Consider the following 20,377-nt stretch of genomic DNA (forward strand, 5'->3'; position numbering starts at 1 on the left):
TATAATGGATTCAGAAACGGAACTAACTACAAAGCTGCTTGAAGAATATATAAATCAGCATAAAGCAGAGGCTATTAAATTAAGAAAGAAAATGGATATGTATAAAGGTCAGCATGACATATTAAGTCGGGACCCAAAGGAAGCATTTAAACCAGATAATAGATTAGTTGTTAACTTTGCTAAGTATATAGTAGACACATTAAATGGATTCTTTATAGGTATACCAGTAAAGACAGTACACGACAATTCAAGTGTTAGTGATTATATAGAATTTATACAGAAGTATAATGATCAGGACGATAACAATGCAGAGCTAAGCAAATTATGTTCAATTTATGGTCATGCTTATGAATTACTATACTTAGATGAAAATGCTCAGGTTGGTATTACATATCTATCTCCAGAAGAAGCTTTTATTATCTTTGATGATAGTGTAGCTAGAGAGCCACTTTATGGAGTTAGATATTTTACAAATAGCGACGAAAAAATAGAAGGTAGCTACTCAGATAAAAATAAAATATATCATTTTGAGATAGAAGATGGATTGAGAATAGTTGATGAAGAACAAAATTATTTTGGAGATATACCACTTGTCGAATATCTTGAAAATGAAGAGAGACAAGGGGCATTTGATAATGTTGATACTCTTATAAATGCATATGATAAAGCTATATCAGAAAAAGCAAATGATGTTGATTACTATGCAGATGCATATTTAAAAGTATTAGGTGCTGAGTTGGAAGAGGAAACTCTTCAGACACTTAGAGATAGCAGAATAATTAATATATCTTCACCAAATGGAGATGATGTATCAATAGACTTTTTAGCGAAACCTTCATCAGATACCACTCAGGAGAATTTAATAAATAGATTAGAAAAATTAATATTCCAGATAAGTATGGTTGCAAACATAAATGATGAGAATTTTGGTAATGCCTCTGGAATAAGTTTAAAATACAAACTTCAATCTATGCTTAATTTAGCAAATGTAAAAGAGAGAAAGTTTGTATCTGGAATGAATAGACGTTGGAAACTTATATCTAATCTTCCTAACTCTAAAATGAGTAAAGATGATTGGATGGGGATAGATTATCAGTTTACAAGAAACCTTCCAGCCAATGTACTAGAAGAGACTCAGATAGCACAGAATTTAGCTGGAATAGTATCAGAAGAAACGCAGCTTAAAGCATTATCTTTAGTTGAAAATGTTAAAGATGAGATTGAAAGAAAAGAAGCTGAAGTTGATAAGAAAGCTCGGATATATGACTACAATGATTTAGGTGATATTGATGAACAGTAAAGCTGATTTTATTGCTGCAATGAAGGATGAAAAATATTGGAATGAAAGAGCTGAAATGCTTTTTAAGAATATAGAGCCAGATGAAGAAAAACTTATTAAAAAGCTAGTTAAATATTATAAGGTAGAAGCAGAGAGGCTTAATAAGTTGATAGCTGAATACTATACTAAATATGGCAAAGATAATGTCATAGAGTATAGAGATCTTTTAAAAAAGTTATCTGATAGTGAACGAAAACTATTAATTGAGGATATAGATGAGTTTATAAAAAAATATCCTCATCATAAACATTTAAAAAATATAAGAACTAGTATTTATAAATTAGATAGACTTGAAGGTTTAAAAGTATCAGCTGAGTTGCAATTGTTAGAGCTAGGTGAAAAAGAAGTTAAAGAGGTTGAAGCCTTTTTAATTGATATTTATAAAAATGGTTATGATTATGCTCAGAAAGAGCTTGGATTTGGTAGCAACTTCAATTCAATAGATACAGAAACTGCTAAGAAGTTTGTAAATAAGGCTTGGGTTGGTGGAAAAAGCTTCTCTAAAAGAATATATAATAATCGAAGGAAAGTAGCTGAATGGATTAAGACAGACTTTGCTGATGGAGTTAAGAGAGGAGATTCTTATTCAAGGCTTGTTAAAAATCTTATGAATAAATTTGAAGAAGTAAGTAAGAGTAGTGCTAAAAGATTAGTAACTACAGAGGCTTCTTATATGCTGAATGAATCGAGTATGGCTGTATTTGAGAAAGATTTTGAAGAATATACATTCAATGCTATATTGGATTCAAAAACATCTAAATTATGTAGAAGGTTAGATGGAGAGATATATAAGGTAAGTGAAAGAAAAGCTGGTAAAAACTTTCCTCCAATGCATCCAAACTGTAGGAGCTCTTTTAATATAGTTATTCCAGATGATTGGATGGATAGAGCCGTTAAGAAACAAAAGGATATAAATGATTTTGAAGAATTAAAAAAATCAGGTGTAGATACTATTGATAATATTGAAGAGTTCACTAAAATAAAGTATAATGACAATGAAGAGTGGGATATGATGTCAAATTACAACAAAATTGTAAAAAAAGGACAAATTTCACCTCTTATAAAATATAGTAATTATAAAAAAATGTATACTATATATAAAGATAAGTTAGTTAAATTAAAGACAACAGATTATATAGAAATAAAAGATATATCTTATCATCTAGTAGCTAGAATTATAGGAACCCATAATTGGGCAAATAAGAATAATTCGAAGGAGATTATGAAAGAAAGATTAAATCATAAAAATGTAGATATAGAAGATATTATTGAATGTATAAAAAGTGGTAAAAAAACAAAAGAAAGTCAAAGAAGAAATAAAGATACAAATGAAATCGAAATAAGTTGGTTATATGTAAGTAATAGATGTGGTGTGACTGTAAATCCTGAGACTGGGATGGTTATTCAATGTAATCCATTGAGAGGGAGATAATTTTATGTTTGGACTAAATAAAAAGGAACTTGAATATTTAAAACAAAGTAATGAAGAATTAAAGATAGCTATAGAAAGTAAAAATTATATAGAAGTACAAGATGCTATGTATATATATTTAATTAGCGAAGATTGTATGGATGATGATTACATATATACAGAAAAAGGTGTTTATGTACAGACTCTGTATGACAAGATAATAGAATGGTATGATGAAACACATCCAGAAGAGGTAATATAATTATGGCTAAAGATGATATGGAAGTTATAATATATAAAATACTCTCTTATTTATATTCGAGTTTGAAAGCAGGACATAAAACATCACTAGAAGAAGTTGCTTGGAGATGTAAGTTATTTGATATCACTAGAGAATATTGGATTATTGTCTTAAAAGAAATGATAGATGATGGTTTAGTTTCTGGTATTAAGTATGTAGAAGCTAAAGATATGGAGGGAATACTTGAGATTGGTAATTTTTCCATAACTAAAAAAGGAAGAGAATATATTACAAACAATAGCACAATGGCTAAAGTAAAAGAAATGTTAGGTAGTGGATTTGAAATAGCATTAAGTGCATTAATAGGTAAGTTTTAGCAATCTGAAAAAGGTTGCTTTTTTTATGCTCTTTTTTAGATAGTCCAAGCATTAAAGACTATAAACTTTATGGAATATAGTTGGCTGACAACTTAAAAACAGGAGGAAATAAATGAAAGATACACCATTAAAAATGAAACTTCAGTTACTAGCTGATGATAATAGTGGAGACAATGCTCCAACTGACAATTCAGAACAGAAAGAAACTGAAAACAATAATTCTGATGATAAAAAACATAATGAAAAGAAATACACTGATGATGAAGTCAATGAGATCATCAACAAGAAATTTGAAAAATGGACTAAGCAGAAAGAAAAAGAGATGGATGAGGCGAAAAAATTAGCTGATATGACTGCTCAGGAAAAAGTAGAGTATGAAAGAAATCAGTTAAAAAAGGAACTTGAAGAGTTAAGAAATGCTAATACTATCTCTGAAATGAGCAAAACTGCAAGGGGAATCCTTAAAGAAAGAAATATAGACATATCAGACGAATTACTAAGCATGCTAGTAACTAAAGAAGCTGATACTACTAAGAAGAATGTAGAAGGCTTTGCTGAGATGTTTGATAAGGCAGTTGAAAAGGCTGTAAATGAAAAACTTAAAGGAAATCCACCGAAGAAAGGCTCTAATAAAACTCTTACAAAAGAGGATATATTAAACATTAAAGACAGAACAGAAAGACAGAGAAAAATAGCTGAAAATATAGAGCTATTTAATTAAGGGAGGAATATAAATGGCAGCAGAAAACAATTTAACAGAAAAATTTGCAAAAGCTCAGTCAATAGATTTCGTTGAGCAGTTTGGTAAAAGTATAAAAAAATTATTAGAAATGCTAAAAATAGAAAGAAGAATGACTTTACCAGTTGGAGCTACTATAAAAACTTATAGCTCTAAAGTAACATTAGATGGAACTAAAGTAGCTAAAGGTGATATAATACCACTTTCTAAAGTTGAGACAACTGAAGGTGACCCAATAGAATTAGCTTGGGATAAAAAAAGAAAAGCAGTAGCTATAGAAGATATACAGGCATATGGATTTGAACAGGCAGTTTCTAAAACAGATACAGAATTATTAAGAGAATTACAGAAAGAAATAAAGAAAAACTTCTTTGCTCAGTTAGCAAAAGGAACTACATCAGTTTCTGGAGTAGGACTTCAGGGAGCTATGGCTAAAGCTTGGGGAGGAGTTGCTGGTAAATTTGAAGATGATGACGTTACAACTATAGCATTCGTCAATCCAACTGATGTAGCTGATTATTTAGCAACTGCACAGATAACAGTTCAGACTGCATTCGGTCTTAGATATGTCGAAAACTTCCTAGGAGTAGATGTTGCTATAATGTCTACATCAGTACCAGCTAAAACATTATATGCAACAGCATCAGATAACTTATGTTTAGCTCAGGCTAATATGGCAGGAAGTGAAATAGCTAAAGCATTTGATTTTACTACAGATGAAACTGGAATAATAGGAGTTACTCATGATGTAAATAAACAGAGACTAACAGCTGAAACAGTAACTGCATCAGCGACAGTATTATTTGCTGAAAGGCTAGATGGTATAGTTAAAGCTACTATAACAGAAGCTGCTGCAGCTGCAAAAGCTTAAGAGGTGATTTAATTGGGTTTACTCGATAGGATAAAAGTCCGACTTCCAGAGGAACAAGACGATACTCTTTTGAATGAGCTTATAACTACTGCAACAGATAGAATATGTTTAAGATTGGGAGCTGATGAGCTCCCTTCTATATTCGAGTCAATATGTGTTGAGGTAGTTGTAAAGGCATATAGAAGAATCTATTATGAAGGTATTGAATCTGAAAGTGCTGATACAATGCAGACTAGTTTCGTATCTGACTTATTAGAGGAATATGACAGTGAATTTAGTGCATATTTAGAGAGAAAGAAAAAAGAAGATGTCACGCAGAAGAAAGTAGTGAGATTTCTATGAAATGGATTGAGTGTAAACTGTTAAGAATATTAGCAGATACAACGGATAGACTTGGTAATGAAATTAAAAAAACTGAACTAGAAAGAAATATAAAAGCTAGGTTAACTCGGTGGACTTCCGAAGATGTAAATATTTACGGAAGGGACTTAACTAATTCTTCTAGAAAGTTAATTACTCCAAACAAAGTGTCTTTAAGTAATAAAGCAATACAGATTGAAGATACTATGTACAAGGTAGTTAAAGAAGAGGATTATGGAAGGTTTAGAGTTGCTGTAATAGAGGAGTGGGGAATATGGCAAAATTCAGTATAGATGTGAATGGTGTCGGGGATGTACAAGCTAAAATAAAAGGACTTGTAAAGTATCGACCTATGATAAGAAGTTGCATTGTAAAATCTCTTGCTGATATGAAAAATAGAAGTGAACAACTTACACCAGAAGATACAAGTGAATTAAAAAAATCAGCTTACCAAAGAATGAATGGAGATTTAGAAGGTATATTTGGTTTTAATAAAGAGTATGCTCCATACGTTGAATATGGTCATAGATTGTGTAATGGAAAGTTCCATCCAGCAAATCCATATCTAAAACCTAATGCAGAAGCACAAGCTAAAATTTTCAAAAAAGATTGTGAAGAAGCAATGCGGAGATTAGCAAAATGATAAAGAAAATAAACCTAATAGATCTCCATGAAGCGATAAAGAATAAACTTGAAGAGAAAACAGATTTAAGAGCTTATGATGTTGTACCAGAAGATGTCAAAGCTCCTTTTTTATCTTTGCAATGTGTGGGCAAAGAAGATTCTTCCACAAAAACTATGTTTATCGAAAAGTTTATGTTTTATATTCACTGTTTTGCTGAAGGGGATTCTTCCACAAAAATTTATGATGTAATAAACAAGGTCGAGGAGGCTCTTACAGAAGATATTGAGTTGCCTAGCGAATATAATTTAGTAAACCAAGTTGAAGAGGGAATAGTTCAGATAATTACAGAAACAGAAACATTTGAAAAAAGAGCAATACTAGAATATTCATTTAATATCTGTTATGGATTTAAATGTAAAATTTAGGAGGAAAAAATGGCAGCATTAAAAGAATTTGAAGATAAATTATACTGTGATGTTACAACTCAGGCTACTAATGCAATAGCTGGTAAAGATATTCTTTTATGTATATTTAATGCTACGGGGGATAAGTTACTAGCGATAGACGGACAGCAGTCTCTAACTTTGAATAGAGAAAAAGAGATAATAGAAATAAATTCTAAAACAATAGATGGAGGATGGAAGACTAAAGCAGCAGGACCTAAAGATTGGTCAATAGAATCTGATGGGATGTATTCTCCTACTTTAGAATCGCATCAGCTACTAGCACAGGCATATGAAGAGGATGAGTATGTTTGTTGCAAGATAGTAGATAACAAGAGAAAGAAACCTTTATTTGGAGGATTGGCATTAATAAAAGAATTTAACTTAGAAGCTCCATATGATGATTCTATGACATTTGAGATGACATTAGAAGGTTGTGGCAAGCTTACAGACTTAACTAAATCAGAAGAAGCTCCAGCAATGCCTGGAGAAGGAGGAATGGCATAGAATGTTTGAAATTGAAGGTAGAATATACGAATTAAGATATGATATGAAAACTGTTGAACAGTTAGAAAATACAGTAGGAATGTCTATAGTAGATATGATACAGAGTGTTCCTACTCTAACTAGATTAAAAATGATGATAGGAATGGCTCTTTGGAATGAGCATGGAAATAAAGTATCAAGCAAAACTGGTTCAGAAATGGCTGAAAAGTTTATACAAGAAAGAGGATTATTAGAATGTTTTAGAGAGTGCGTCAATAAAATCTCTGAGGACTGTGCTTTTTTATTCCGAAACGCTTAGTTGAATTTGAATATCTTGGTAAAGATGAAAACAAAATAGAAGATGATGAAGCAAGTGAATATTCTGAGGATAAGGCACTTGCTTTTTTTATCGTCAATTTTGGTTACACTAAGCGAGATTTTGAAGCTTTAACGATAAGGGAAAGAATATTTGCTATGAAAGCTTGGGAGGATAAGAAAGTATTAGATACTCAGTTAATGGCTAATGCATTCTTTAATGCTTATGCAAATGCAAATAGAAAGAAAGGCAAGAAGCCTATTCCTTTATGGAAAAAAACTAAGAATAAAAAAGTGAATATTAGTAAAGTAAAACAACAATTTGCTGAAATTGAAGAAATTGAAAAGAATGGCTCAAAGGATTGGGTTAGACAGATATATGAAGGAAGGAGGTAATACTTCTGAGTTCGTTAGGTGATATAAAAGTAAAAATATCTGCATTAGCTGATGGATTTAGTGAAACTATAAATGAAGTAGCTGATAGTTTAGAAGATTTAGATAAAAAAGGAGAAGGTACTGCATCATCTGCTCGGCGTTGGGGAGATAGATTTACTGATATGGGTAAGACATTATCTAAAGCTGGAGTTGCGGTAACAGGAGCAGTTGGTGCTATGGTTATGGCAGGTTCTAAATGGTCGGCTGAGGTAGCAGGTCAGCAGTTCTTATATAATAACTTGGATACTGCTATACAAAAGACTATAACGAGTGAAAGTCGGCACGCTAACTCTATAGGACTTACAGAGCAACAGTATAAAAATTCTGCTACAAGCATAGCTACATATTATAAAAATATGGGTATGACTACTCAAGAAACTTCAAGATTATCTGCTGAAAGTATGAATCTTGTTGCGGATCTAGCAGCAATAACTGATATGCCATTTGATGAAGCTATGGATAGATTTAAGAGTGGTTTAATGGGTAACTATGAAGCCTTAGATGCCTTCGGGATAAATGTATCAGCACGGTCACTTGAAAATAGTGAGTTTGTCAAAGGGTTAGGAAAATCTTGGAATCAGTTATCAGATAATGAAAAGATGATGGCAGTTTACAATGAGATAGTTAGACAGTCTAGTTCAGCTCAAGGACTAGCTAAACAGGAAGCTCAGTCTTTCGGTATGCAGATGAAATTATTAAAAGAAAAAATAATGGAAACAGCAGGGGCAATAGGTGAAAAATTGCTTCCATATTTGGAACCATTTATACAGAAAATGAATGAGATAGTTGAAGCAGTTGGAAACTTTGCTAATGAACATCCTCAGCTTATGGCTGGTATATTGGGTGTAGCTGGTGCTATAGGTGGCTTAATGTTAGTACTTGGACCAGTACTAATGGTTGTTGGTCAGTTGATGACTGGATTTGCATCAGCGACAGTTGTAGCTGGAGTACTAGGAACAACAGTAGGAGCAATGGCTCTAGTATTTGTAAAAGTTATAGCGGTAATAGGTGCTGTTATAGCTATAGGAGCACTTTTATATGCTAATTGGGATACTATTAAACGGAAAGCTCTTGAATTGTGGCAAAACATTAAAATAGCTTGGAATAGTATTAAACGGTCTACGATACAAATTTGGAATAGTATAAAAACAACTATTACAAATGTATGGAACAATTTAAAATCAACTGCTACTAATATATTTAATAATATCAAAACAGTTATTTCAAATATATGGAATAATGTAAAAACAATTACAATAAACACATGGAACAACTTGAAAAGTGGATTAACTAGTATGTGGAATGGACTAAAATCTGTTGCAACAAGTGTATTTAATGCAATCAAAACAGTTATTTCAAATATATGGAACAATGTAAAATCAACTACTACATCAATTTGGAACAGTATTAAAAGTAGTATAACTAGTATACTTAATGGAATAAAATCAACATTCACTAATATATTAAATGCTATAAAAAATGCTGTTAAAACAGGAATGAACAATGTAAAAAGCACTATGGTAAATATAATGAATCAAGCCAAGAGTGCTATAAGTAACATGGTTGGACGGTTTGCAAGTGTTGGTAGAAATATCGTAAATGGTATAGCGAATGGTATAAAATCTGGAGCGAGTGCAGTAATTAATGCAGCTGCAAATGTAGCTAAAAGTGCATTAAATGCAGCTAAGAAATTTCTTGGAATACATTCTCCTTCTAAGGTTATGGCACAAGAAGTTGGTAGATTCATTCCAAGTGGTATGGCTGTAGGTATTACCGCTAATATAGATAGTTTAAAAAGTGCAGTTAGAGAAATGACTGGTATAGGAATAGAGCCAGCTATAGCATCAGTATCTGATATAGACTATAGTGGTGCGATGAATTATCAGAAGTTTAATCCTGGTACAGATAATATAATGAGTGAAGATACTACTCCACAACCAATGTATATAAACTTTAGATTTGGAAATAGAAAATTCAAAGGATTTGTAAAAGATATAACTAGAGCTCAGGATACAGAGATAGAGCTTATAGAAGAATATGGAATATAGGAGGGTGGCAAATATGAAAGAAGAAGTATCTTTTTTAGAAAAAGAGAGTAAAGGCTACCCTCTTAAATTATATGTAAATGGAATATGCTTAGATGATGCAATAGAGGGTTTCAATACTCTTAATGTATTTGGTAGAACAGTAGCTCATAAGAAAGTAAATATAACTGAGGGCACTGATAATGGTGGCTTTATGAGTTCCAATAGATACAAAACAAGAAAGCTAACAGTCGAGTATTGGATAAAAGCAAAAGATAATAAGGCTCTCATAAAAAGTTTTGAGAAGCTGAACAAGATATTAGAAGGAGATAATCTTGACATAGTAGTAAATGATGAAAAATTCCATTATTTTGGAGTAGTGTCTGAATTTAAAGAAATAAACGATACTACTAATTGGATATACAGTAAATTTGATATTGTGTGTTTAGATCCTTTTAAATATAGTGATATATATTCTATTAAATTTGATAGAAAGACTAATTTCCCATATCTATTTTTACATGAAACTATACCAGATTCTATAGAAGTAGATTTAAAAGGAGATTGTGATATTGTAAAAATTACAAATACAACTAATGGAAAAAGTATTATCTTAAATGGAAGATTTAAAAATGGAGATAATATACTAGTTGATATTAAAAATAGTAATGTAGTTTATAACCGAAGAAATAATTTAAATATGCTCAATCTACTTAGTGATTTTGAAGATTTTACAATGAATTTTGATGATGAGATTGTAGTAGTAGGTTCTTCATCAGACTCTTGTACTATAAAATTCAGAGAAAGGAGACTATAGGATGCTTTATTTGTTTGATAAAAATGAAAATCTTATAAAGATAATACCTAGGGAACAGATTGAAACAGCTATATCAACAGAAAAATTAAACAATATAATGACTATAGATGTTGATTTAGCATCTGTAAAATACTCTGACATATCTAATGCTGAGTATATAGGACACTTTGATTATCAGAATAAAGAAAAGTTTCTAATGTATAGAATAACTAACAATATATTACAAAATTCTAGTAGTATAAAAGGCATCCATATTCTATTCGACGAATTGAAAGCTAATGGATATATAAGAGACAAGAGACCAAACAATTTAAGTGCAAGTGATGCTCTTGGAACTATATTAGCTGGTACACGTTGGGAAGTTGGAAAAGTATTCACTGAAAATAAGGGGTCTACTAATTGGTATGATAAATCAAGACTAGATGCTCTATCTGATTTTTTAAGTGTTTGGAATGTAGAGATAGATTATAGAATCGCATTTAATGGTCAGAAGATTATAGGAAGATATGTAGACCTTTATGACGAGATGGGAGAAGATACAGGCAGAAGGTTAGTCTATGGTAGTAATGCTATAGATATAAAAGCTGAAGAAATTAAGAGTAATATCTACACAGCTCTTATAGGTAGAGGGAAAGGTGAAGAGAAAACAGATGAATCTGGAGAATCTACTGGAGGATATGGTAGAAGAATAGATTTTAAAGATGTTGAATGGAAAAAAGAAAATGGTGATCCTGTAGACAAACCTTTAGGACAAGAGTATGTTGAGTTAAAAGAAGCAACTGCTTTATATGGATATTCTGATGGAAGTCCTAGAATTAGAATTACAGAATTTAGTGATTGCGATAATAAAGAGGAGCTTTTAAAACTTACTTATGCAGAATTAGTTGATGCAGCTAGACCTAAAGTAGAGCTAACTACAGAAGTAAATAGAATAGGTACTACTAATTTAGGTGATTCAGTTAATATAATCAGAAAAGATATAGGATTATATTATACTGCTAGAGTATTTCAAATCGAAAGAAATCTACTAGATGATAGCTTAACTAAAATATCTTTAGGTGATTATATTCCAACATCAGCAGAAAAGAAAAATAAAGATTATAAAGATAGATTAGATAAAATTAATGATGCTCTGAATGATTTTATGGATAAGTCCCATCAAACTGATGAGGACTTTTTAAAATTACTTCAAGAAGGGTTAGAACAGAGCTACTACAATGATGATGGATACAACTATGAGTTAAAAGTTGATAATGAATGGAATCTTCCTGCAGGGTACTATTCGTTTGATAAACCTATAAATCAGAATCCTAGTAAAGTAATTTATATGGGTGCTGGTAAGATAGCTATAGCAAATAGTAAAAAAGCTGATGGTAGTTGGAGATGGACTACATTCGGTACTGGTGATGGATTTGTAGCTGACACAATAGTAGCTGGAGTATTAAAAGGTGGTAAAGTTAAATGGAATCTTGAAACTGGCGAGTTTATTATTGGAAACAATGCTGAAGATTTTAAACTTAAATTTGATGGTGAATCTCTTATATTTGGCTCTCAATCTTTGGGAAAAGATAATATGACACAAGAGTTAAAAGAAGAATTAAAAGGTGAACAAGGTCCACCAGGAGAGCCGGGAGAACCTGGAACAGATGCAACTCTTCCACAATGGTGGCATGATTGGAATCAATCAACAACTACTATAAATGGAGATTATATTTTAACTCCTAGAATGTATGTAGGAAGTTCTAACAGAGGAGTATTTTTTGGTAATAATGTAGTACAATCAGGTGGACGATACTTAAGTGGATTGGTTGGATATTGGTCTCCAGATGTTACATTCCATTTAGATACAGACGGAAGATTAACACTTGGGAATAAACCTGGTAGGCAGTTTATTGTAGATGGAAGTGGAAATGTAACTTGTCCTAAAATAAAAAGTAGTGAGATAGAAGCTGGAGCTATAACTACTGATATGTTATATCCTGGAGCAAATAACAGAATAGTTTTAGAAAGGGGTAAAACTGCTGGAGATGTAAATTCAATGAGTATAGATGTTAATAATGAAGGTATAAGGTTAAAAAAAGACCAGTACACCTACATATTAGTTTTTGATGGAGGATTTAGATATTATTATAATGGTGATGCTGTGTTCAACTTAAACACAACATATGAAGAATTGCAAATTACAGATTTAAGTTTAATTCCTAAGAATACTCCAGGGAATGCTCTTACATGTGGGAAAAGTTCTTCTAACCGTTATTTTGATAGCTTTTATGCTAGAAAGTATTACGGAAGAAGTTTAAATATAGGTGAATTTAGTCTTCCAAATAAACTGCAAGAAGAGAAAAAAGATATTTCATATGATTTCTTTAAGAATTTTTCTACAAACTCAAAAGAAATTTACCTTTCAAAAATCGAAAGTGAAGATAGGATGATGCTTTCAGAAACAGCAAATCAATTTTCTGATGCATATCAAATTGCTGATGATAATCCAGAGATAGTATTTCAAGACACGAATTTTATAACAGAAACTCAATCTTTAGCATTAGAAAAGATTATAAATAAATTAGATTTATTAGAAAAAGAGAATAAATCTTTAAAAGAAGAAATTGAAAAACTGAAAGGAGATGGTTCAACGAATGCTCTATAATTTCGGTAAAAATAATATAACTATAAGATTTACAGAAAAAGAAATTGAAAAAGGATTTATAGGAATGACTGGAGATGTAAATACAAGAGGATTTATAGCTACAGTTATAACTGATGATGGACTAGCACTCAATGATGAAACTATAGATATAAGGCTTCTTATAAGAGAAGAGGATGGAAAAGGTATCTATGAATCAAAGGGTGCTTTTTTAGATGGTGGTAAGTATAAGTTTATAGTTCCAAATGAGGTATTTAGAAAAAATCAGACTGTAGATGTACAGTTTGCTCTCTTCGATAAAGAAGCTAAAGAAACACTTCTTTCAGCGGTATTTAAAAGAGATGTAAATAGATCTCTGCTAGAAAGAGAAACTGATAATGGAGAGCTATTTATCGATTATGATAAAGTTCACGAGTTTTCACTTCATTATGAGGAGAAGATGAATGAGTTAAAATCAGTTAGTCAAGAAGGTTTAAATGATATTAATCAAGCTGTAGAAAGTGGATTAAGTAATATAGAACAAAAATCTACAGAGGGATTAAATAATATCAATGCAGCAGTTACAGAAGGTTTGAACAATATGAGTGAAATAGAATCGAATGTAACTGATATTCAGACTGATATTACAGAGAAAAAAACTAACTTTGACTCTAAATATGAACTTGTAAAAGGTACGATAGATAGAGAAGAAGAGAGAATTACTAATGAAAATAAGAGGATAGAAAATGAGAATAAGAGGATAGCTAATAATGAAGTAGTAGAAGAATGGATAGCTAACCCAGAACAATTCAAAGGTGACCCAGGGACTTCTCTAATATTTAAAGGACAAGTTGATACATCTACATCTCTACCACCTACAGCACAACAAAATGATGCATACCAAGCTCAAGATACAAAAGATGTATGGATATGGACTGGCAGTAAGTTTGAAAACTTTGGAAAACTACAAGGACCAAAGGGAGATACTGGAGAGCAAGGTATTCAGGGGATTCCTGGAGAAAAAGGTGACAAGGGTGACCAAGGAATACAAGGTGTTCAAGGACCTAAGGGTGACAAAGGTGAAACTGGAGCAAAGGGTGATACAGGTCTTAAAGGAGATACTGGAGAACAAGGACCTAAGGGTGATAAAGGTGAAACTGGAGCAAAGGGTGATACAGGTCTTAAAGGAGATACTGGAGAACAAGGACCTAAGGGTGATAAAGGTGACCCTGGTAAAGATGGAAATACTATAAAAATAATAGATAAAGTAGAAAATGAATCAGCTTTACCACCAGATGGAAATCAATTCGGAGATGCTTATGTAGTAGGTAAAGACTTGTATGTTTGGTCTGAAAATGGATGGCTAAATACAGGAGGATTTGAAGGACCACAAGGAGAGCAAGGTATTCAAGGACCACAAGGTTTAAAAGGTGATAAAGGAGAAAAAGGAGATACTGGTCTCAAAGGTGATAAGGGAGATACTGGTGCAGTTGGACCACAAGGACCTAAAGGTGACCAAGGTATCCAGGGTGTTCAAGGACCTAAAGGGGATAAAGGTGACCCTGGTAAAGATGGAGTATCTATAACAGTTGATGATATTCCATTAGCAACAACTTCTTCAGATGGACGAATGTCTAAGGAAGATAAAACAAAACTAGAAAAACATAATAGTGATATAAATTCTATAAAATCTAATAAATCTGATAAATCAACTAAGCAGCAAGTAGTATTACAAGCAGTAAATTGGGTTGGTGATACAGCTCCTTATAGCTATGAAATTAGCATAGAAGGAATGGATGCAAATAAGAACTGGGAAATTACTAATTCTATAGATCCTTTGATGACAAAAGAAGAATTAAATGCATTTGGAAGAGCACAGATTATATGCGGAGAACAAAGTGAAGGATTAATAAAACTAATAGCATATGGCATAAAGCCAGAAATAGACATTAATATTATTGTTATTGTAAGAGGTGATTAAATGGCTGGAATTATAGGCATGAGTGGTGTCGGTGGAGGAAGTAGTTATGGTGAAATAATAAATTTCCAAGTTGATGAGGTTGGAAAAACTTGTTTTTTTGTAAGCTATGATGTAAGAGGTGCAGAAACAGATTGTACCCATAATCTAGTACTTAATGGAAAAGAGCTTGGAGCTGATGGAAAAGTTGGTAACGGACACTTTGAATTAACTGTAGCTAACTTAGAACCAGAAATCGAATATGGTGTTCAAATTAAAATTAATAATAATAATAATAATGGGTATGAAGTTTATTCTAAAACTCTAGCAGTTAAAACAGAAAAATATCCTATTTATAGTGTGATAATAGATGAAACAGACCCAAACCCTAGTACAAGATGTACCTATGCAAATGATTCTGTAGATATTCCAGTTGCAACACATACATCTTATGGTGGTTGGGAAAATATTTATCCATTTAATAGTACAAGACCATGTGGATTAAAAAATGGAGAGGTTGTTAAATATATAAATCCTAATGATTATACAAAATATGAAGATGAGACTCCAGTTACAGAAGATGTTGATGTAATGATTGAGATACCAAAATTTTATTGGAATACAGAAAGAATAGATGATAGTCATATTCGTATAGATATATCACGGTGGAGATATAGTGATTATTGGGATTGTCCAGCTCATACAAGCGGAGATTACGAGAGTGACTATATTTATGTAGGAGCTTATGAAGGAAGTTTGATAGATAAAAAGATGAGAAGTGTTAGTGGACAAACTCCAAGTAAGGTTACATTTGAAGAGGGGGAAGAATATTGTACTAGAAATGGTGAAGGATATCATCAGTACAATTATTTCTCTGATTTAGCAATACAAATACTTTATTTAACTGCATATAAAAATACAGATTCGCAATCAGTTTTAGGGCATGGGAATGCTTTTGATATAAAAAATACTGGAAGTTGTGATAATAAAGGTATGGTCTATGGAAAAAAACTAGAGTACATAAAAGATGATTCTGGCCAAATTACTGATGATAATGGAGCTGATAAGGAACCAATTAAATTTTTAGGAATAGAAAATCTATATGGTAATACAGCTACATGGTTATCGGGATTATGTACAGATGATTATGGAAATTGGATTATAAATATGAAAAATGATTTATTTAAACCATATGGAATAAATGAAAATTGCATAAAGGTAAAAAATTCAGTTGTTAGTAAAACTAATTATATTAGTACTCCAAACAAGATAGCGAATGTATTTGGATTTAGAGACACATTATTTTTACCAAGTGGAACTATAGGTGTAAATAAGTTTGGAGTTCCTGAATATTACTGTGACACATTTAGGGTTGAAGCAAATAGTGTAGCCATGAAAGGTGAGAATGATAAATTATATTGGAATAATGCTGGTATCTTTAATTTGAGTTTAAATACAAAAAAAGATATGAATATTAAAGTAAATTCGAGATTAGTTTATATTCCACCTAATCCAGAATCTAAGGTATTTGGAGTAAGAGTAAACGAAACAGTAAGATTTGCAGAGCAAGCAGTAACTTTAATAGAAGATTCTACTAATATAGAACAACCACAAAGAATAGAGCATACAAGAATAGTAAAGGAAGCAATAGAAGTTCCAATTGAAGAAATTCCTATGACTATTCCAGAATTAGATGAAGGCACTGTAGAAGGATCTAACAATAAAGATATACCACAGACATTAGAAGAACTTAATGAAGGCATTGTTGAAATGGATAAAAATGGAGATACTTTAGTAACAGAAGATACTCCTATGACGATACCAGAACTTGAAGAGGATAAACCAAAGACTAGAATCGAATATGTAGATAAAGTGGAGCATTATTATACAATGAATAATGGAGACTATGAATGGATTTATCCATACTCATTGATAAGACCTGTTGCTCTTAAAGATGGGAAAATAGTTGAATACATAGAAAAAGAAGATTTTTCTAAATATATAAATGGAAGCAACATTACAGATGATATTGATGTAATGATTGAATTTCCTAAGTTATACATATGTGTAGAAAAAGTTAATTTTGAAGAGTATGAAGTTAAAATCTCTAATAGAAAAATAAATGAAAAATATATATGTCCTGCTCATACAGTTGGAACAAAAGAAGTAAATAATATTTATATAGCTGCATATGAAGCATCACAAGATGCTACTGGAAAAATAAGAAGCCAGAGCGGAAAGAAACCTATAACAAATATGACTTTAACTAATTTTAGAGCTAAGTGTCAGGAAAGAGGTAAAGGATATAATTCATTTAACTATTATTCAGCTTTATTATTAGAAGCACTACAGTTAATAATGTATCCATATCTTAATTGTCAGTGGACGAATGGTATTGGATATGGAAATGTAGGAAATACAGCACTATTAAATACAGGTCAACTAGATAAATTTGGAATGACATACGGATATACATATGATAAGAATAAGGCAATGAAATTCTTAGGTATTGAAAACTTATGGGGAAATACTGCAACATTAGTTGATGGTATATTTGCATCTACTTCAAATGGTATAAATTCAATTTCTATATCTAAAAATGATATATTCAATGATACTGGAGAAGGGTATGAGAAATTTGATAATGTTGCATTTTCTAATGGAAATCAGTATATCGTTAAGGTTCATGCTGATTCTAAATTAGGATTTATAGCAAAAGAATTTGCTAATATGGATATTTATAATGAAGATAGAAGTGTTTATTATACTACTCTATATTCAGATTCTACAAATATAAAAGCTGGCAGTTCATTTACTTATGGAGGATCATATAAAGATTTAAAAGTAGATTCTACTTTAAAAATAGAAATTCCGACTGCTGGAGTATTCTGTTTAAGAAATGAAGCTACAAGTGCAACAGTTGGTGGAAGATTGATTTATATTCCAGAGAGCTAAAAGGGGCTCTTTTTTTATGCCCCTTTTTAAAATTTTTTAGGAGGTGATGTTTGTGGAGCTAATAGATATAAATATTCTTCTTAGTATATTAACAGGTGTTGTTGGTATTTATGCTGGATATAGGAAAGCTTTAAAAGAAGCACAGGACAAAGGAGAAAGCAATGCGGTAATAATAACAATGTTAAAGCATCATGAAGAGCTATTAACTAAGTTAGATACTAAGTTAGAAGATAGTGTAAAGGCTAGAAACTTGATAAAAGAAAAAATAGCAGCGCACGACGAAAAAATAAAAACATTACTTAGAGATGTTGAGGAAATAAAAACAAACTGTAAAGATTGCAGAAAAAAATGTTAGAGGTGATAGAGTGCTATTTAATTCAGATAATATAACAATACATACAGATGCATCAGCTGATGAGCTTGAAGTAGCAGTAAATAAATTAAAAAAAGATAATGGTCTTGTTGGCTTAGGAGAATACTTTTTAAAAGCTCAAGATGATTACAATGTAAATGCACTGATATTACTAGCTATTGCTTGCTTAGAGTCAAGTTATGGACTGTCTGATTTGGCAGTCCGTAAAAATAACTTGTTTGGTGTAGATGCTAGGGATTCGTTAAAAGGAACATCTCAGTATGGTAGATATTTCGATAGTAAAGAGGAATGTATCAATTATGCAGCACACAGAATAGGCAAGCAGTATTTAGAAAAAGATGATAGTGCAGATTGGAGATACTGTAATGGCAAAAAAGATATTTGGAGCATTGGAATGAAATGGTGTAGTAAAAAAGATTGGGGAGATAAAGTTGTAGATTTAGCACGAAGATTAGAGGAAATTATAATTGGAGTGCGTAATGATCATTCAGATGAAGAGAGTGAAAACTATAAAGAATTATATTTAGAGTTAAAAGCTAAGGTAGATAAGGTTATAGAAATATTAAATGAGGTGGAATAGATGAGCATATTAATAGTACAGAAAATAATAGATGAAGTATTAGATAGAGCAAATACAGATGGAATAGAAGCAGGTAGAAATCTTTATAGCAAGATGTTCGATAATGAAAAATTATTACAATATAAATCAGATGTAGATGCAGGTCTTTTATTAGAAGGCAGAGATGAACTTATAGTTGAGTATTAAGGAGGAAAATTATGGATAAAAATAGATTCAAAAATATTTGGTTTTGGCTTGGAATAGTTGGTGTAGTTGGAACTACATTAGGAATAGATGCAACTACATTAACTACATGGGGAGCATTAAAAGATGCAATAATGGAAGTTTTAAAGAACCCATATATGCTAGGAAGTGCAGTATTAGCAGTTGTAGGAATATTTGTTAATCCAAATACTCCTGGAATAAAAGATACTAAGAAGGTGAATAAATAATGGCATATAAAGTATGTATAGACCCTGGACATGGTGGCTCAGATAGTGGAGCAGTAACAGGAAAACACGTTGAAAAAACATATAACCTTGATACAGCTCTTTCGTGTAGAGATGAACTTCAAAGATATGGAGTAAAAGTAGTAATGACGAGAACTACAGACAAGTTTTTAAGCCTTGAAAGAAGATGTGAAATAGCTAATCAGAATGGATGTGATTATTTTGTATCTATTCACCATAATAGCGGTGGTGGAGATAGAGGAGAAGTAATTTACTCAAAGGCTGAGGGGAACGGTCTACAGATGGCACATAAAATTGCAAAAGAGATGAAGGTCGATATGGGACAGACTGAAGTAAAAGAGTATAAAAGACTTAATAAGTCTGGAAAAACTGACTACTATGCAGTTATAAGAAGAACTAATATGCCAGCTAATATAGTTGAAATATGCTTCCTTGATAATAAGAAAGATGTAGAGATAGCTGATACATTAGCAGAAAGAAAACGTAATGGTAAAGAGATTGCTCAAGGGATCCTTAAGCATCTTGGAATAAAAGTAGATGAGAAAGGAGGTGAGGATATGGTTGATAAAATCGTATTATATCATGGGGATGCAGATGTATTTGCAGCTATTGTTGTAGCTCAGAAGCATAAGTGCCCTATGATGAAGGAATCTGACTTCAAAATAAGTGGTCTGAAAGCAAAAGAAGTTGTTCAGATAGGCGGTAAAGCAGAAGATGCGAATAGATTCCAGACATTCAAAAATGCAGCTAAATTATTATAGTTGCAATATGTACAAATATAAGAGATAAAATAATCTAAAAAATAATAAATCTATATATAGTGGTAGCAAATCCATTATATAGTGTTTAAATTAAAAAAATTTCTCATATCTATATATTATAACAGGGAAGGGGAGAGCAGCAGTGTTCTCCTCTTTTTTGTATTTATGGTATAATTCAATATAGAAAGGATGTGAA

At 31.7% G+C, this 20,377-nt stretch carries 23 protein-coding genes; all 23 read left to right on the forward strand.

Annotated features, from left to right (window positions below):
* The first annotated feature begins 4 nt into the window (after window positions 1–4).
* The 23 genes from ACK2WO_RS06790 to ACK2WO_RS06900 all read left to right on the forward strand — a co-directional run bounded on the left by ACK2WO_RS06790 (window position 5) and on the right by ACK2WO_RS06900 (window position 20,181).
* Window positions 5–1,300: a phage portal protein gene (locus tag ACK2WO_RS06790; protein ID WP_414698741.1), complete on the forward strand. Its 1,296-nt coding sequence runs from the start codon at window positions 5–7 to the stop codon at window positions 1,298–1,300.
* Window positions 1,290–2,771 carry a minor capsid protein gene (locus ACK2WO_RS06795; RefSeq protein WP_414697175.1) on the forward strand — a complete coding sequence of 494 codons (1,482 nt, stop codon included), beginning with the start codon at window positions 1,290–1,292 and terminating at the stop codon, window positions 2,769–2,771. The genes ACK2WO_RS06790 and ACK2WO_RS06795 overlap by 11 nt, the downstream gene beginning before the upstream one ends.
* A 4-nt stretch (window positions 2,772–2,775) precedes the next feature.
* The gene (locus tag ACK2WO_RS06800) at window positions 2,776–3,012 is read left to right on the forward strand and encodes a hypothetical protein (protein ID WP_300529005.1); all 237 of its coding nucleotides are present in this window, start codon (window positions 2,776–2,778) and stop codon (window positions 3,010–3,012) included.
* 2 nt (window positions 3,013–3,014) lie between these two features.
* A complete protein-coding gene (locus ACK2WO_RS06805; RefSeq protein ID WP_300530245.1) occupies window positions 3,015–3,368 on the forward strand; it encodes a YjcQ family protein in 354 nt (117 codons plus the stop codon).
* Between the two features lie 112 nt (window positions 3,369–3,480).
* The gene (locus tag ACK2WO_RS06810) at window positions 3,481–4,089 is read left to right on the forward strand and encodes a DUF4355 domain-containing protein (RefSeq protein ID WP_414697176.1); all 609 of its coding nucleotides are present in this window, start codon (window positions 3,481–3,483) and stop codon (window positions 4,087–4,089) included.
* A 13-nt stretch (window positions 4,090–4,102) separates the two neighbouring features.
* Entirely contained in the window at window positions 4,103–4,978 is an 876-nt protein-coding gene (locus tag ACK2WO_RS06815; protein ID WP_329999069.1) for a hypothetical protein, read from the forward strand.
* A gap of 12 nt (window positions 4,979–4,990) precedes the next feature.
* Window positions 4,991–5,320 (forward strand): phage head-tail connector protein, encoded by a 330-nt coding sequence (locus ACK2WO_RS06820; protein ID WP_300452295.1) that lies wholly within the window; start codon window positions 4,991–4,993, stop codon window positions 5,318–5,320.
* Window positions 5,317–5,631 (forward strand): hypothetical protein, encoded by a 315-nt coding sequence (locus ACK2WO_RS06825; RefSeq protein ID WP_178411344.1) that lies wholly within the window; start codon window positions 5,317–5,319, stop codon window positions 5,629–5,631. Before ACK2WO_RS06820 ends, ACK2WO_RS06825 begins: the two co-directional genes overlap by 4 nt.
* The gene (locus ACK2WO_RS06830) at window positions 5,613–5,981 is read left to right on the forward strand and encodes a hypothetical protein (protein WP_414697177.1); all 369 of its coding nucleotides are present in this window, start codon (window positions 5,613–5,615) and stop codon (window positions 5,979–5,981) included. The genes ACK2WO_RS06825 and ACK2WO_RS06830 overlap by 19 nt, the downstream gene beginning before the upstream one ends.
* A complete protein-coding gene (gp17, locus tag ACK2WO_RS06835; protein WP_329999076.1) occupies window positions 5,978–6,388 on the forward strand; it encodes a tail completion protein gp17 in 411 nt (136 codons plus the stop codon). Before ACK2WO_RS06830 ends, gp17 begins: the two co-directional genes overlap by 4 nt.
* A gap of 9 nt (window positions 6,389–6,397) precedes the next feature.
* Entirely contained in the window at window positions 6,398–6,913 is a 516-nt protein-coding gene (locus tag ACK2WO_RS06840) for a phage major tail protein, TP901-1 family (protein WP_178411347.1), read from the forward strand.
* A 1-nt stretch (window position 6,914) separates the two neighbouring features.
* Complete coding sequence (locus tag ACK2WO_RS06845) at window positions 6,915–7,211, forward strand: hypothetical protein (RefSeq protein WP_178411348.1); 297 nt, start codon at window positions 6,915–6,917, stop codon at window positions 7,209–7,211.
* A gap of 155 nt (window positions 7,212–7,366) precedes the next feature.
* Complete coding sequence (locus ACK2WO_RS06850; RefSeq protein ID WP_178411349.1) at window positions 7,367–7,603, forward strand: hypothetical protein; 237 nt, start codon at window positions 7,367–7,369, stop codon at window positions 7,601–7,603.
* 161 nt (window positions 7,604–7,764) lie between these two features.
* Window positions 7,765–9,690, forward strand: coding sequence for a phage tail tape measure protein (locus ACK2WO_RS06855; RefSeq protein ID WP_414697178.1), 1,926 nt, complete (start codon window positions 7,765–7,767; stop codon window positions 9,688–9,690).
* 13 nt (window positions 9,691–9,703) lie between these two features.
* Window positions 9,704–10,483: a distal tail protein Dit gene (locus tag ACK2WO_RS06860; RefSeq protein ID WP_414697179.1), complete on the forward strand. Its 780-nt coding sequence runs from the start codon at window positions 9,704–9,706 to the stop codon at window positions 10,481–10,483.
* Between the two features lies 1 nt (window position 10,484).
* Window positions 10,485–13,130, forward strand: coding sequence for a phage tail spike protein (locus tag ACK2WO_RS06865; protein WP_414697180.1), 2,646 nt, complete (start codon window positions 10,485–10,487; stop codon window positions 13,128–13,130).
* A complete protein-coding gene (locus ACK2WO_RS06870) occupies window positions 13,120–15,087 on the forward strand; it encodes a hypothetical protein (protein WP_414697181.1) in 1,968 nt (655 codons plus the stop codon). Before ACK2WO_RS06865 ends, ACK2WO_RS06870 begins: the two co-directional genes overlap by 11 nt.
* Window positions 15,088–18,018, forward strand: a complete 2,931-nt coding sequence (locus ACK2WO_RS06875) for a hypothetical protein (protein WP_414697182.1) — start codon at window positions 15,088–15,090, stop codon at window positions 18,016–18,018.
* Between the two features lie 52 nt (window positions 18,019–18,070).
* Complete coding sequence (locus ACK2WO_RS06880) at window positions 18,071–18,373, forward strand: hypothetical protein (RefSeq protein WP_414697183.1); 303 nt, start codon at window positions 18,071–18,073, stop codon at window positions 18,371–18,373.
* A gap of 10 nt (window positions 18,374–18,383) precedes the next feature.
* Window positions 18,384–18,971, forward strand: a complete 588-nt coding sequence (locus ACK2WO_RS06885; RefSeq protein WP_414697184.1) for a glucosaminidase domain-containing protein — start codon at window positions 18,384–18,386, stop codon at window positions 18,969–18,971.
* Complete coding sequence (locus tag ACK2WO_RS06890) at window positions 18,972–19,157, forward strand: hypothetical protein (protein WP_329981296.1); 186 nt, start codon at window positions 18,972–18,974, stop codon at window positions 19,155–19,157.
* A gap of 11 nt (window positions 19,158–19,168) precedes the next feature.
* The gene (locus ACK2WO_RS06895) at window positions 19,169–19,402 is read left to right on the forward strand and encodes a phage holin (protein WP_201417100.1); all 234 of its coding nucleotides are present in this window, start codon (window positions 19,169–19,171) and stop codon (window positions 19,400–19,402) included.
* The gene (locus ACK2WO_RS06900; RefSeq protein WP_414697185.1) at window positions 19,402–20,181 is read left to right on the forward strand and encodes an N-acetylmuramoyl-L-alanine amidase; all 780 of its coding nucleotides are present in this window, start codon (window positions 19,402–19,404) and stop codon (window positions 20,179–20,181) included. Before ACK2WO_RS06895 ends, ACK2WO_RS06900 begins: the two co-directional genes overlap by 1 nt.
* Window positions 20,182–20,377 lie beyond the last annotated feature (196 nt).

Origin of the sequence: Peptacetobacter sp. AB845, from assembly GCF_047528295.1 — a bacterium.
GTDB lineage: Bacteria > Bacillota > Clostridia > Peptostreptococcales > Peptostreptococcaceae > Peptacetobacter.

What these genes read in the sequence shown, in the direction of transcription:
- ACK2WO_RS06790 (WP_414698741.1), top strand. Translation starts at nt 5, where the DNA reads ATGGATTCAGAAACGGAACTAACTACAAAGCTGCTTGAAGAATATATA.
- ACK2WO_RS06795 (WP_414697175.1), top strand. Translation starts at nt 1,290, where the DNA reads ATGAACAGTAAAGCTGATTTTATTGCTGCAATGAAGGATGAAAAATAT.
- ACK2WO_RS06800 (WP_300529005.1), top strand. Translation starts at nt 2,776, where the DNA reads ATGTTTGGACTAAATAAAAAGGAACTTGAATATTTAAAACAAAGTAAT.
- ACK2WO_RS06805 (WP_300530245.1), top strand. Translation starts at nt 3,015, where the DNA reads ATGGCTAAAGATGATATGGAAGTTATAATATATAAAATACTCTCTTAT.
- ACK2WO_RS06810 (WP_414697176.1), top strand. Translation starts at nt 3,481, where the DNA reads ATGAAAGATACACCATTAAAAATGAAACTTCAGTTACTAGCTGATGAT.
- ACK2WO_RS06815 (WP_329999069.1), top strand. Translation starts at nt 4,103, where the DNA reads ATGGCAGCAGAAAACAATTTAACAGAAAAATTTGCAAAAGCTCAGTCA.
- ACK2WO_RS06825 (WP_178411344.1), top strand. Translation starts at nt 5,317, where the DNA reads ATGAAATGGATTGAGTGTAAACTGTTAAGAATATTAGCAGATACAACG.
- ACK2WO_RS06830 (WP_414697177.1), top strand. Translation starts at nt 5,613, where the DNA reads ATGGCAAAATTCAGTATAGATGTGAATGGTGTCGGGGATGTACAAGCT.
- gp17 (WP_329999076.1), top strand. Translation starts at nt 5,978, where the DNA reads ATGATAAAGAAAATAAACCTAATAGATCTCCATGAAGCGATAAAGAAT.
- ACK2WO_RS06840 (WP_178411347.1), top strand. Translation starts at nt 6,398, where the DNA reads ATGGCAGCATTAAAAGAATTTGAAGATAAATTATACTGTGATGTTACA.
- ACK2WO_RS06845 (WP_178411348.1), top strand. Translation starts at nt 6,915, where the DNA reads ATGTTTGAAATTGAAGGTAGAATATACGAATTAAGATATGATATGAAA.
- ACK2WO_RS06850 (WP_178411349.1), top strand. Translation starts at nt 7,367, where the DNA reads ATGAAAGCTTGGGAGGATAAGAAAGTATTAGATACTCAGTTAATGGCT.
- ACK2WO_RS06855 (WP_414697178.1), top strand. Translation starts at nt 7,765, where the DNA reads ATGGGTAAGACATTATCTAAAGCTGGAGTTGCGGTAACAGGAGCAGTT.
- ACK2WO_RS06860 (WP_414697179.1), top strand. Translation starts at nt 9,704, where the DNA reads ATGAAAGAAGAAGTATCTTTTTTAGAAAAAGAGAGTAAAGGCTACCCT.
- ACK2WO_RS06865 (WP_414697180.1), top strand. Translation starts at nt 10,485, where the DNA reads ATGCTTTATTTGTTTGATAAAAATGAAAATCTTATAAAGATAATACCT.
- ACK2WO_RS06870 (WP_414697181.1), top strand. Translation starts at nt 13,120, where the DNA reads ATGCTCTATAATTTCGGTAAAAATAATATAACTATAAGATTTACAGAA.
- ACK2WO_RS06875 (WP_414697182.1), top strand. Translation starts at nt 15,088, where the DNA reads ATGGCTGGAATTATAGGCATGAGTGGTGTCGGTGGAGGAAGTAGTTAT.
- ACK2WO_RS06890 (WP_329981296.1), top strand. Translation starts at nt 18,972, where the DNA reads ATGAGCATATTAATAGTACAGAAAATAATAGATGAAGTATTAGATAGA.
- ACK2WO_RS06895 (WP_201417100.1), top strand. Translation starts at nt 19,169, where the DNA reads ATGGATAAAAATAGATTCAAAAATATTTGGTTTTGGCTTGGAATAGTT.
- ACK2WO_RS06900 (WP_414697185.1), top strand. Translation starts at nt 19,402, where the DNA reads ATGGCATATAAAGTATGTATAGACCCTGGACATGGTGGCTCAGATAGT.